At 61.5% G+C, this 13,104-nt stretch carries 11 protein-coding genes; 7 read left to right on the forward strand and 4 right to left on the reverse strand.

Translation table 11 applies throughout. From position 1 onward, the window contains the following. Positions 1-87: 87 nt before the first annotated feature. From AC1G9L_RS02375 to AC1G9L_RS02385, 3 genes are read right to left on the reverse strand one after another with little or no spacing between them, the layout of a single operon-like run. Positions 88-474, reverse strand: coding sequence for an anti-sigma factor antagonist (locus tag AC1G9L_RS02375; RefSeq protein WP_019801582.1), 387 nt, complete (start codon positions 472-474; stop codon positions 88-90). After that, positions 471-911 carry an ATP-binding protein gene (locus AC1G9L_RS02380; RefSeq protein WP_019801581.1) on the reverse strand — a complete coding sequence of 147 codons (441 nt, stop codon included), beginning with the start codon at positions 909-911 and terminating at the stop codon, positions 471-473. Before AC1G9L_RS02380 ends, AC1G9L_RS02375 begins: the two co-directional genes overlap by 4 nt. After that, positions 908-2,884 (reverse strand): SpoIIE family protein phosphatase, encoded by a 1,977-nt coding sequence (locus AC1G9L_RS02385; protein ID WP_481070990.1) that lies wholly within the window; start codon positions 2,882-2,884, stop codon positions 908-910. The genes AC1G9L_RS02380 and AC1G9L_RS02385 overlap by 4 nt, the downstream gene beginning before the upstream one ends. Positions 2,885-3,100: 216 nt before the next feature. On the opposite strand from AC1G9L_RS02385, the gene aceE reads away from it, so the two are divergent. The 6 genes from aceE to AC1G9L_RS02415 all read left to right on the forward strand — a co-directional run bounded on the left by aceE (position 3,101) and on the right by AC1G9L_RS02415 (position 11,265). Beyond that, positions 3,101-5,791 carry a pyruvate dehydrogenase (acetyl-transferring), homodimeric type gene (gene aceE, locus AC1G9L_RS02390; protein WP_019799277.1) on the forward strand — a complete coding sequence of 897 codons (2,691 nt, stop codon included), beginning with the start codon at positions 3,101-3,103 and terminating at the stop codon, positions 5,789-5,791. Between the two features lie 529 nt (positions 5,792-6,320). After that, positions 6,321-7,589: a hypothetical protein gene (locus tag AC1G9L_RS02395; RefSeq protein WP_267082157.1), complete on the forward strand. Its 1,269-nt coding sequence runs from the start codon at positions 6,321-6,323 to the stop codon at positions 7,587-7,589. After that, positions 7,586-8,791 (forward strand): hypothetical protein, encoded by a 1,206-nt coding sequence (locus AC1G9L_RS02400; RefSeq protein WP_481070207.1) that lies wholly within the window; start codon positions 7,586-7,588, stop codon positions 8,789-8,791. The genes AC1G9L_RS02395 and AC1G9L_RS02400 overlap by 4 nt, the downstream gene beginning before the upstream one ends. A 258-nt stretch (positions 8,792-9,049) precedes the next feature. Beyond that, positions 9,050-9,871 (forward strand): three-Cys-motif partner protein TcmP, encoded by an 822-nt coding sequence (tcmP, locus tag AC1G9L_RS02405; protein ID WP_319019892.1) that lies wholly within the window; start codon positions 9,050-9,052, stop codon positions 9,869-9,871. A gap of 8 nt (positions 9,872-9,879) precedes the next feature. After that, positions 9,880-10,629, forward strand: coding sequence for a DUF5131 family protein (locus tag AC1G9L_RS02410; protein WP_019799276.1), 750 nt, complete (start codon positions 9,880-9,882; stop codon positions 10,627-10,629). A gap of 126 nt (positions 10,630-10,755) precedes the next feature. Continuing rightward, positions 10,756-11,265, forward strand: a complete 510-nt coding sequence (locus AC1G9L_RS02415; RefSeq protein WP_019799275.1) for a hypothetical protein — start codon at positions 10,756-10,758, stop codon at positions 11,263-11,265. A gap of 7 nt (positions 11,266-11,272) precedes the next feature. On the opposite strand, the gene AC1G9L_RS02420 is transcribed toward AC1G9L_RS02415, so the two are convergent. Beyond that, entirely contained in the window at positions 11,273-11,998 is a 726-nt protein-coding gene (locus tag AC1G9L_RS02420) for a hypothetical protein (protein WP_481070208.1), read from the reverse strand. Between the two features lie 373 nt (positions 11,999-12,371). On the opposite strand from AC1G9L_RS02420, the gene AC1G9L_RS02425 reads away from it, so the two are divergent. Next, positions 12,372-12,968 carry an XAC0095 family protein gene (locus AC1G9L_RS02425; protein ID WP_019799092.1) on the forward strand — a complete coding sequence of 199 codons (597 nt, stop codon included), beginning with the start codon at positions 12,372-12,374 and terminating at the stop codon, positions 12,966-12,968. Positions 12,969-13,104 lie beyond the last annotated feature (136 nt).

The following is a 13,104-nucleotide window of genomic DNA, read 5'->3' on the forward strand; positions in this document are numbered from 1 at the left end:
GGCGTTATCGGTGACGCCTGTCGCGGCTGAAGCCGCTCCTACGGGAACGCGAACGGCGCGGCGGGTTGGGCGCACGGCGACGCAGGCTTATCCGCCCTGTTCCTGCTCCAACACCCGCCGCTGCATCTCGTCCAGGTACTCGTCCAGTTCCTGCACCGAGGTGAAGATCTCGTTCAATGGCACCGCCTTGACCACGTCGAACACCTTGCGGATCTGCGGTTGCGGATTGACCACCAGCACCCGCCCCTCGCGCGCGGCCAGCACCTTGCGCGCCTTGAAGATCGAGCGGATGCCGGCGCTGCTGATGTAGTCCAGGTGCGACAGGTCCAGCACCAACGTGGTGATCGGCGTGGCCAGCAGCGGCGCCAGCGCCTCGTCGAGGGCTTGGTAGGTGTGCGTGTCCAGCCGCCCGCTCAGGGTGAGGCGTTGGCGCTTGTCCTGCGCCGGGTCGATCTGCAGGCTCAACGTGGTCATGCGGGCGACTCCTGAAGAGGGGGATCGGCAGGTTGCAGCAACACGATGCGCACCACATTACGGCCGGCGTCGTGGCGGTAGTCCAGGCGGTCGGCCAGTTGCTGCACCAGGTGCAGGCCGAGGCCGCCGATCGGGCGTTCGGTGATGTCCGCGTCCAGGTCCGGCACCGGCGCATCGCGCGGGTCGAAGGCCGGGCCGCTGTCGTGGAACTCCAGCACCAGCGCGTCGGGCTGCAGGTGCACGATCACGTCCACCGGCAGCGGGGCGCGGCGCAGGTGGCCGTGTTCCAGGGTGTTGCAGGCCAGTTCCTCGACGATCAGCCGGGTGCGGCTGACCTGCTCGCCGCTCACGCCGTGGCGCCGCAGCGCCGCCTCCACGCTGTCGCTCAACTGCGCCAGTGCGTCGATTGCCGGTTCCATCTGCCATCGCAGCATCATCGCGTCGCCTCCCGTGCCGGATCCTGGCGCAGCCGGATCGCCAGGAGCGTAATGTCGTCGGACTGCGGTGCCGGTGCGGTGAATGCCTGCACGTCGGCCAGTACCGCGGCGCACTGCGCCTGCGCGTCGGCGCCGGGCTGCAGCGCCGCCAGCAGCCGCGCCTCGCCATAGGGCCGGTCCTGCGCATCCATCGCCTCGGTGATGCCGTCGGTGTAGCTGAGCAGGGTGGCGCCGGCGGCCAGGCGCCCATGCACCACCGGGTAGCGCGATTGCGGTTCCAGCCCCAACGGCGGGCCGGATTCCAGCGGCAGCAGCTCTGCGCGGCCGTCGGCGTCGAGCAGCAGCGGCGGCTCGTGGCCGGCGCTGGACAGCCAGTAATCGCCGCTGTGCACGTCGATCAGCCCGCACAGCACGGTGGCGAACATGCACGGCTCATTGCCTTCCACCAGTCGCTGCGAGGCCGCGATCAGGATCGCGTCCGGGCGCGTGTGCCGGCGCGCGGCGATCTCCAGCACCGTCATCGCCCGCGCCATGAACAGCGCCGCCGGCACGCCCTTGTCGGACACGTCGCCGACCACGAACCACAGCAGCCCCGGCTCGGTCTCGAAGAACTGGTAGAAATCGCCGCCCACCATCTCCGCCGGTTCCAGCAGCGCATAGGTCTCCAAGTGCTTGTGGGCGCTGTCGAAGGTGCGCCCGCCCGGCAGCATCGCCTGCTGGATGTCGCGCGCGATCGACAGCTCGCTCTGCATGCGTTGCCGCGCCTGCGCCAGCGTGGCGATCTCCTCCAGTTGGCGCTTGATCGACCCGCGCGCGCTGTCGAAGGCGCGCGCCATCACCCCCACTTCGTCCGCGCGCTGCACATGCCGCAGCGGGTAGTCGAACGCGCCCTGGCTGAAGTGCAGCGCCGAGTCGGTCAGATCCTCGATCGGCCGCACCAGTCGCACCGTGTAGCGGTGCAGCAGCCACAGCCACAGCGCCAGCGCGGCGGCACCGGCCAGCGCGCCCCACAGCACGATGCGGTCCAGCCCGGCCAGGATGTAGTCCTCCGACACGCTCAGCGCGAAGGTCCAGCCGGTGTCGCCCACCGCCGCGCTCTGGGTGAGGTAACGGGTGCCGTCCGGCGCGGTGTGCTCGAAGCGCACCGCGGTGTGGGTGTCGGCCGCCTGCGCCAGCGGCGACAGGTCCGGCCGCGCCCGTGCCACGTGCGCCTCCAGGGTGCGGCGGAAGCGCAGCGCCGGGTCCGGATGCAGCACGAACAGCCCGTCCGGCGACAACAGCATCGGCTGCAGCCCGCTGTTGGCCGGCAGCTCGGCGACGATGGCCTGCAGGCGCTGCAGCGGCACGTCCACGCTCACCATGCCGATCGCCGGCGCCTGCGGCCCGTCGCCGGGCAGGCGCAGCGGCAGGTTGTAGGTAGTGAGGAAGGCACCGCCGCTGCCGGCATCGCTGTACGGCTCGGACCACCACGGCGCCGGCGCGGCCAGGGTGCGCCGGTACCAGGGCATGCTGCGCGCGTCGAAGCCCAGCGCCTCCACCGGCTGCTCCAGCACCCCGGTAGCGGTGCGCCGCAGGTGCCAGGCGAAACCGCGGCCGTCGTCCTTCAGTGCGCCGGGCTCGATCACCAGCAGGGCGCCGGCGATGTCCGGGTCGCCCTGCAGCGTGGCCTGCAGCAGGTTGCGCAGGTTGAACGGTTGCCGGCCCAGCCCTGCCGCGGCGGCGGCCAGGGTGCGCCCGCTCACCTGCACCGAACCCAGCGTGGCGTCCAGGCTGCGCGCGGTCTGCTGGGTCAGCCCGGCCACCTCCTCGCGGGCGTTGCGCACCATCACCTCGCGCGCGCCCACGTAGAACAGCAGGGCCAGGCCCAGCAGCAGCGCCACCTGCAGCAGGCTGCCCCACAGCAGCAGGCGCGTGCGCAGGCTGTGCCGCCAGGCGACCGCGGAGGCGTCCTGCGCTGACGAGGCAAGGGCGATGGCGGCGCTCCACGGGGGCCTGGAGCCCGATCATAAGCGCAGCCGCGGCCGCCCGGCGCAGCGGCCGCGGCGGCTGTCCCGCCGCGTGTCCCGGGCCAATGTGACAGTCCGTTCCATACGCTGGCGTACGAGGTCCTGCGAGGCGGTTGCGCTACACTTGCAGGCTTCGAGAAAACACATGCCATCGCGCGCGTGCGTGCGACCTACGGGAGCGTTATGAACTGGTTGAACGAGGTGCTGCAGAACGATCCGAACCCCACTGAGACCCAGGAGTGGATCGAATCGCTCAAGGCCGTCATCGATGTCGCAGGCCCCGAGCGCGCGCATCAGCTGCTGGAGGACATGGTCGAGCTGACCCGTCGTTCCGGCGCCTACCTGCCGTTCTCGCCGACCACCGAGTACGTCAACACCATCGCCCCCGCCAACGAGGCCAAGAGCCCGGGCGATGCGGCCATCGAGTGGAAGATCCGCTCGATCATCCGCTGGAACGCCATGGCCACCGTGGTCCGCGCCAACCGCAAGCCGGGCGACCTGGGCGGCCACATCGCCTCCTTCGCCTCCAGCGCCACCCTGTACGACGTGGGCTTCAACCACTTCTGGCGCGCGCCCTCGGACAAGCACCCCGGCGACCTGCTGTACATCCAGGGCCACAGCTCCCCCGGCATCTACGCCCGCGCCTTCCTGGAAGGCCGCATCAGCGAAGACCAGCTCAACAACTTCCGCATGGAAGTGGACGGGCAGGGCATCTCCTCCTATCCGCACCCGTGGCTGATGCCGGACTTCTGGCAGACCCCCACCGTGTCGATGGGCCTGGGCCCGCTCAGCGCCATCTACCAGGCGCAGTTCATGAAGTACCTGGAGCACCGCGGCCTGATCGAGAAGTCCGACCGCAAGGTGTGGTGCTTCATCGGCGACGGCGAGAGCGACGAGCCCGAGACCCTGGGCGCCATCGCCCTGGCCGGCCGCGAAGGCCTGGACAACCTGATCTTCGTGGTCAACTGCAACCTGCAGCGTCTGGACGGCCCGGTGCGCGGCAACGGCAAGATCATCCAGGAGCTGGAAGGCGTGTTCCGCGGCGGCGGCTGGAACGTCATCAAGCTGCTGTGGGGCGGCTACTGGGACGCCCTGCTGGCCAAGGACACCAACGGCGTCCTCAAGAAGCTGATGATGGAAACCGTCGACGGCGAGTACCAGAACTGCAAGGCCTTCGGCGGCGCCTATACCCGCGCCAACTTCTTCGGCAAGTACCCGGAGACCGCGGCCATGGTCGCCGGCCTGTCCGACGACGACATCTGGCGCCTGAACCGCGGCGGCCACGATCCGCACAAGGTCTACGCCGCCTACCACCAGGCGGTGAACACCAAGGGCATGCCCACCGTGATCCTGGCCAAGACCGTCAAGGGCTACGGCATGGGCTCGGCCGGCGAGGCGCTGAACCCCACCCACCAGACCAAGAAGCTGGACGACGACGCCGTGCGCGCGTTCCGCGACCGCTTCAACATCCCGCTCAGCGACAAGCAGCTGGCCGATGCCGAGCAGGTGCCGTTCTACCACCCCGGCCCGGACTCGCCGGAAGTGCAGTACCTGCAGGAGCGTCGCGCCGCGATGGGCGGCTACCTGCCGCAGCGCCGCCGCAAGGCCGACCTGTCCATCCCGGCCCCGGGCCTGGACAAGTTCGAGCGCCTGCTCAAGGACAGTGGCGAGCGCACCTACTCCACCACCATGGCCTTCGTGCAGAGCCTCAACATCGCCCTGCGCGACAAGGAACTGGGCCCGCGCATCGTGCCGATCGTGGCCGACGAAGCCCGCACCTTCGGCATGGAAGGCATGTTCCGGCAGATCGGCATCTACGCCCCGTTCGGCCAGAAGTACAAGCCGGTGGACGCCGACCAGCTGATGTTCTACCGCGAGGACCAGTCCGGCCAGGTGCTGCAGCAGGGCATCAGCGAGCCGGGCGCGATCTCCTCGTGGATGGCCGCTGGCACCAGCTACTCGGTCAGCAACGTGCCGATGCTGCCGTTCTACATCTACTACTCCATGTTCGGCTTCCAGCGCGTGGGCGACATCGCCTGGCAGGCGGCGGACATGCGCACCCGCGGCTTCCTGCTCGGCGGCACCGCCGGCCGCACCACCCTGAACGGTGAAGGCCTGCAGCACGAAGACGGCTTCAGCCAGGTCATCGCCGGCTCCATCCCCAACGTGCGCAGCTACGACCCCACCTTCGGCTACGAAGTCACCGTGGTCATGCAGTACGGCATCCAGCGGATGATGCAGGAGCAGGTGGACGAGTACTACTACATCACCCTGATGAACGAGAACTACGCCCACCCGGAAATGCCGGCGGGCGCGGAAGACGGCATCATCAAGGGCATGTACCTGCTCAAGGACGCCGGCAAGCCCAAGAAGGGCGAACTGCGCGTGCAGCTGCTGGGTTCGGGCACCATCCTGCGCGAAGCCATCGCCGCAGCGGAACTACTGGACAAGGACTTCGGCGTCACCGCCGACATCTGGTCCTGCCCCAGCTTCAACGAACTGCGCCGCGACGGCTTCGACGCCGAGCGCTGGAACCGCCTGCACCCGGAAGGCGAACAGCGCAAGCCGTTCGTCACCCAGCTGCTGGAAGGCCGCCAGGGCCCGGCCATCGCCGCCACCGACTACGTGCGCGCCTTCGCCGACCAGATCCGCGCCTTCGTGCCGATGGGGTATACGGTACTCGGTACGGACGGCTTCGGTCGTTCGGATACCCGCGCCAACCTGCGCCGGTTCTTCGAGGTCGATCGGTACTACATCGCGCATGCCGCCATTGCGGCGTTGGCGAAGGATGGGAAGATGACCGGGAAGGATGTGGCTCGGGCGATCAAGCAGTACAAGATCGATCCGGAGAAGGCTAATCCGGTTGGGGTTTAATCGACCCAAGTAGTAGTATCTGCCGCTCTCCCGCCACGCGGGAGCGCGCGCCGCAGCGGAAGAGATCGCTCTTCCGCTGGACGGCCTGCGTTCGCAAGGATCGCGAACATGCCAAGAAAATTCGCAACTTGCTGCAACAAACTCAGGGACAGAGGTTGGCAGGCAAGTTGGCAGTAGTCGCGGAAAATATCATTCCATCATCTTGTCTACCGTGGCCGCGTGACAGTGGCCTGCAGGCAGAGTAATGATGTGACTCATGTCACCATCAGTGGATTCTGTGCAAATAATCCTTAAGCGTGTAAGTCTGAAGAGGCGAATAGTTATTGGCTATCCGTCGTCTTCGGATCGCGCTGCGCAGCGCGATTGCGGCGCTGCCAAAGGAAAAAGGTTGCTGGCAAGAATATTGTTTGGACGATCAAGTAGTAATCTTAGTGCGGAAAAGTGAAGTCAGCCTGGGCTTTATTGGATAGAAGGAAATCTAGTTGGGTTGATTTATATTTTTGAACTGAGCTATCTCAAGGAGAGCTAGATGCTCAAAGATAAGGAAACAACTGGTGCTTGGATTGTGCACCATGGAAGGAAGTTGGTGCTTGATGCAAACGGCGCGGCGGAATTTCCTGCTATCGACGAGGCCGCAAAGGCTTCTACGCTCTTGGCTAAATTTAGTCAGGCGGAAGATGCGGAAATTCCTATGTCAGAAGTTAAAGGCATTGCAACCGCATCTGGATTGAATCCACGACATGAGTTAGCCGGTTTGCTTGATCTTTTAGAGCGAAAGAAGCTTCTTCAGCGCACCGAAAATTCCGTGGTTATGTTTGGTATTACGACGAGAGCTGCTTTGGGGCATGCAGCGGAGATATATAAAGCGGCGGATCCGTCTGTATATGAAGACGCCGCGATCGCCTTGGCAGAGATGGCCTCGGAATCTCCGGTTAGGAGAAACGAAATTGAGGAAAAGATCGGTGATGTCCATCGGCTAAGTAGTGCCCAGGTTTCTGATTTCATTAACCGCGCAATGGATATAGGCTTCGTCGACCACGAAGGCGATAGGAATGATACATTGCTTTTTAATGGAAATTTGTTTAGGCGTGGGTCGGTCGAGAAGGCCGCGCGCGTACTAGGCTCTCTTAGTCAAGGTGAACAGCGTCTGCTCGGCGAAGTGCAGGCGAAACTACAAGCGGTGGGCTGCCTTGGCGTCAAGGAGGTTGAGCAAGTTCTTGGGCGAGCTCTTTTTGAGAAAATCATCGCGGCAGGGCTGTTTGATCTAAATGAGGTTAATAACGAAGAGGGTAGCCACATATATGTTACTTCGCCATCATCTTTTCATAAGTTTGTTGATCCTTTGATCGATGATTGCTTCGATATGGCAAAATCATTGGTCGCTGCATTGGTGTATGGTATGACATCTCGCCAAGCTGGACAGGGGCGTATCCAGGCGTTGCCCGCTCTCCTACGTAAGCTTATTGCTGGATTTGAGGTTGGCCCTACGACATCTATTGGTGAAGATTATCGCGTGTTGGAAATCGCTCGTGTGGTAAAAACAAGGCAAGATTCATCGAGGCCCGGGCGATTTTATCTTAAGCTTATAAAGCGTGAAGTCGGAGAGCTTGCTCTGCAAGTGTTGACCCAAGGGAACGCAAATGAAGTGGCAATCGCTGAATTGGCGAGTGCGCCTATGTCTTCCTATGTTGGTCCGGAAGATAGCAGAATATCGGTGCGAAAACGGCAGAATGGGATGAGTAGGCAAAAGACTCGTGACGTTCTAGAGGCGGTGCGCGGGGGCAGGGCATTACGATGAATGCAAAAAATAAGGGCAATAAAGGGGCGGTTCTTGAAGAGGTGCTTCGGAATTATTTCTTGAAATCTGGTTTCTACGTGGTTCGAGGAGTGCCATTTAGACTTGCAGAAGATGATGCTACGGACGTCGATCTTTGGCTTTATGAGAGGCCAACTGGATCCTCGCGGCGAGTACAAATTTGCGACATTAAGTACAAGCAGCGACCAAAAGCTGTAGAGCGAATTCTTTGGACTGCCGGGCTTGCGAGAGCACTCACCGTAGATGGGGCTTACATTGCAACAACGGATAAGCGCCCAGCATTGCAGCGCCTCGCGAGGCACCTTGATCTGCATCTTATTGATGGGAATGACATCCAGCGGATACAGGATAGCCAGTCATTAAATGATGTTTTTCGACTTTCTGATGAGCAATTGCTGGAGAAGATAAGAGTTGTTGAGGCCTCAGCCATGACGAGGCGTTTGCAAGATGCTAGATCAGACATCTTATCTGCACTGGCAGAGGGGTTCGGAGATAAGTCGTCTGTAAGATCATTGGAGGCTTTTTCGAATTTGGCAGACCTTGCTGTAAAGTCAAGGCCAGATTCTGAGCAGGCATGTTTAGCCGTGCGGCTAGCATATTTGGCTGCATCTGTGCTTTGTGTAAGCCTTGACTATGTAAGCGTTCAAAGTGCACTGAAGCCGCTTGAAGAGCGTCGTACAATGGTAATGAACGCAATTAGGATGGGAGCGCTTGCTTCTGAAGAGGGAAAAAACAGTCTCCATTTAGCGCTTGCCCTGATAGCTAAATACAGCCCTGGTGGTCATGCGGCTGCTCAAGCCGTGGAGAGATCTCTCAAATCCGATCTGGATAAGATTCCTGCAGAAGTTATCGCAGATCAAGCTACGCGATTGATCAAAAGTGATCAACTTTTTGCGGTGGCTAAGGAGTTCGAGGCGGCTTGCTATTCTCCAGATTTTATTGGTTTTGATGGGCTTGGCGTGTCTGCTAAATCGATGCTCGGTGCGCTGCTCGATTACTCTGATGTTGATCGAGCTGTGTTCTCTCGGATCCGATCTCTCCAGAATAATATTTTTGCGAGTGGAGACGCTGAGCTTGCGTCAAATAATTCTCTGGCGTCCAAGGGGCAGCCTAGGCTGTTTGTAAAAGACGAAGATGTCGTGCAGCATCCGGATGTAGGGTCTCCTGCTAAACCAGATAAGTGACGGGGCAGAATTTGATCTATATGCTCCGAGTTTACCCTTGTAGGGGGCGACAATTGCTGTCCCCGAGATTGGGCAGTTTCGGTAGGTTTATCAGGCATCCAGCATCTGTGCTTACGGCGTGAAAGTGCCTTATTTTTGGTCTAGCCGTCACTGAGGAAGCAGGTGCGGCCGAATGGCGCCGAAGGAATGTGTAGTTGCTGGGTGTATGCCTAATTGTAGGCAGTCAGGATGTAGACGGGATAAGATTGGGGGTGCTAGATGGAGTACGAATCGGGCAAGGATGGATATCCGCAGGAAGTAGTGGGATCGTGGGTCAAAGACAAACACGAACTCCTGCAAGGATACGTCCGTGCATCCCGGATGGCACGCGGAAAAATGCGGGGAGAGCCGTGTCTGCTGGATCTGTATTGCGGTCCCGGCCGCTCTCGGATAAGAGGTCCAGGAGATGCTGTGGTTCCTGGTGGCACACTGGCTGCAATGGAAGCGTCAGTGCAGGGCCGCTGTGCGTTTCCGTTCAGTCGGATCTTCATCGGCGATGTGTCGTCGGCAAACGTTTCCGCATGCAAGGCGCGTCTCGGAGTGTTGTATTCCACACCCGTCGACGAACATGTTGGGACCGCGGAAGAGGTAGTGCAACGGATCGCGTCTAAGTTGCCGCGGAAGGGCTTACACCTGGCATACCTGGATCCGTATGCTCTGCACGCGTTGCCGTTCTCGGTGATCCAATCGTTGTCGCGGCTCGGGCGGATTGATCTGATGATCCACTTTGCCTCGCTTGACATGACACGGAATCTGGTCAGTCGTGCGGACCTGTGGCCTAGCTTCGATAAAGTGGCGCCCGGCTGGCGGGATGTGTGCCTTGGAAGCCACGGTAAGAGCGTAATCCGTCAGCGATTCTTTGAGCATTGGGTGTCGCTGATACGTGGTGTTGGTTACCATGTGTCACCGCATGCGAAAGCTATCCGCAACACTGGTCAGCGCGAGATCTATCGGCTAGTGCTGGCAAGCAAACACCCATTGGGTGCGAACATTTGGAGCACCCTGCGCGGTGGCATGGTGCAGAACGATTTTGGTTTCTGAGGTGACCTATGGCGTCCGGCTCGCGAATTGAATGGACTGAGGCGACTTGGAACCCAATTATTGGGTGCACTAAGGTGTCTGCCGGGTGCAAGCACTGCTATGCGGAGGTTATGGCTCGGCGCTTACAGGCGATGGGCGTACCAGGCTACGAGCACGGATTCAAAAAAATTCGGCTTCGGACGGAGAAGCTGTCGGAGCCCTTGGAGCGGAAGAAGCCCACAGTCTACTTTGTAAACTCGATGAGTGACCTTTTCCACCCGAAAGTGCCGGATGCCTTCATCGACCATGTGTTCACCACGATGTCCGTTGCTGACTGGCATACGTTTCAAGTGCTGACCAAACGGCCGGAGCGCATGGCGGAGTACCTGCAGGGCAGAGCGTTGCCTGCGCACATTTGGCTGGGTACTTCGGTTGAGAACCGCCGCCATGGTGTCCCGCGTATCAATCATCTGCGCAATGTCCCTGCTTCGACGCGGTTCCTGTCGGCCGAGCCACTGCTGGAGGACTTGGGAGAATTGGACTTGACTGGCATCGCATGGGTCATCGTTGGCGGCGAGTCGGGTCATGGCGCTAGGCCAATGCGTCTGGAATGGGCGCGGAACATCCGTGAGCAGTGCAGGGCAGCGGGCGTTAGCTTCTTTTTCAAGCAGTGGGGTGCTCATGGAGCCGACGGCGTGCGGCGGTCAAAGAAGGCCAACGGCCGCGAGCTTGATGGTCGTCGCTGGGACCAGATGCCAGCCAGCGCGCCGGCCATGTAACGGCTTGGAAAGGGGGGGCAATTGGGTCGGCACCTTGTTTGTGTATAAAAAGGGCTCAAAGTGCACTTTTCGCTACTGTTCTAAACTTCTTCAAAGCTTAGTTAATTGAGTACTGGAGGAGCACTTTTGCTCAGTCTCGAAAATCCGCGCTGGTGCGAGCTGCAGCACGCGTATGGCCCGGCGAGCGACATCCCCGCGTTGTTGAGTCAGCTACAAACGGTGCCCTCATCCGTGGATGGATCGGAGCCATGGTTCACCTTGTGGAGCGCGCTTGCGCATCAAGGCGACGTCTATTCGGCTTCCTTCGCGGCCGTCCCGCATGTCGTCCATGCATTGGCATGGGCACCTGACAAGGCGGATTACGGATACTTCCAGTTCCCTGCCTGGGTCGAGATCTGTCGCGCGAAAAGCCAGACCGAGATCCCCGAGGATCTTCGGGCTGCTTACCTTCACTCCCTCGCTCAACTCCCCTCACTGGTCGCGGCTACTTCCTCTCGCGCTTGGGACCCGGACTTTCTTGCCTGCGCTCTAGCGGCCGTCGCCGTGGCGAAGGGGCAGCACGCGGTCGCGGAGGCCGTCCTCGAGCTCACGCCCGACGTCGCCGAGGAGTTCACGGAGTGGTTCTTTACGCGGTGACGCGTGCTCAACCACTTGCGGCAGTGTCTTGCCGGTTCGCTTCAGCAAGCAGTTGCTCGTATGTCTGCACGCGAACGCGCAATCGGATCAGATGCCAGGAAAGCGCGTAAGCGAACAGCAGCAGGAACGCGAGAACGCTCTGCATGATCGTGATCTTGCTCAGGACGCTCCAGTCGCCCCAGTGCCAGTCCTTGAACTGCAGATAGAGGGCGAGCAGCACCGGCATGATCCCGAGCTTCTCCATTCCGCCGGTGAACAAGCCCAGCCGCTCATGCATGTTCGTCCGGCGGTCACGCATGAAGGTTTCGCGTTGGCGGCGCTGCTCAAGCGGAAACGCGCGTAGTGCCGTGACGATGTCTTGGTACTGGAAAAACTCCTGCTCCATCTGCTCTGCATGAGTCGCGTAGGGTTGTCTAACGCCCGGTAGCTCACGTTTGACCTGCAAAATGGCGGCTACTGCAAAGCCAATAAGTTCGATGGAGACTCCCACTGCCGCACACACCAACCCGGCCTTGCCATCCAGCACAGTGCCGAACAACATGCCAAACCCCGCGCCCAACAAGCCAATGATGAAACTCCACCGCTCCACTGGGCCAGCGCGGTTCTGCTCGGTCACTTGCGAGTAGTGGTTCATCACCGCGGCGAGCCAAGGAAAGCTGAGCGCGTTGGCTGCCGCACGATCTTCGGAATGCCTGGCAGGCGTAGCGGGCACTTCTTCCATTGCGTTCGCCATGTCTCTACCTTCGAGCGTCCAGCTGAGGCTGTCTGCAGCAAGTATTCCGTAGCCACTGACATCGCGCTAGAGCAATCCGATTGCCCAATGCATGGTCTACAAATCGCTATTGACACGCCATGGCGTGCAGTAGCACTCTCCTCTTCAAGGAGCGTCGAAACTCCGTACATAGCGGTACCCACCTCCGACAAACCGGTGGGTTTTTTGTGCCCGAAGCTCGGGCGCAAGCCGACGCGATGCCTGCGTCGGGAGGGCGGCTAATACAATACCCTTCGGGGAAATACGCCCGCCGACTATGTACGGTTTCGAACCTCCCGACTTCCCGTCCGCCATGCGTGGCGGCCGGACCCCTTCATGGAACGAGGAGGCAACGATGGCGCACGACCGTTTGGACGACGACGACATGCCCGGCTATTTCCTGCCGGAGGACAGCCAGTTCAGGCTGGCGAAGCTGCGCGATCACGTGCGCTTCCTGGTCCGGCTGGCACAGCCACGCACGCAGGCCGAGGAGCGCGCCGCCGAACCCAAGGTGCGCATGGGCGAGCTGGCGCTCTGTCTGGAACTGTTGGCCGAGCAAGTGGATCTGGTGCTGGGCGCGCTGTCCTATCCCGCGCAACGGACCGACACCGTGCAATACGCTCGGCATGCCGCTGCCGCGCTCGGGTCTGACACCGGCGGCGCTGCGTTCCGAGTCACGCTGGAACAACTCCACCACCTCTCGCTGCTGGCCGGTACCGTCTTGGCCCATGCCCAGGTTCTGACGGCTGCCGACGGCAGCGAGCATGCCGGCCAAGCGCTGCCGCAAGCGGGCGAGGCGCTCTGCGAGGCAGCGAACGCAATGCGTGCGCTGGTGGAGAAAATCGAACGCCAGCCGCTACACGACGTTGCATCCAACGCGGTGCGCGAGGAGCGGGCAGTCTATGCGCTGGAGCCGACTGCTTCGGCTGCAGACTGTGGCTGGCTTCATTGAGCCTGGTAGCACTGGGGCACAGCGCGCCGGCCCGTGACGGCGGCCCGGGCGAGCGCAGGGTACGGCCCATGGCCACCGCACACCGACTGGTCACCGCAGCCGCCCGGCGCCGTCCAGATGCTCGCGTGCAGCAGAT

Source organism: Xanthomonas sp. NCPPB 1132 (assembly GCF_056629235.1).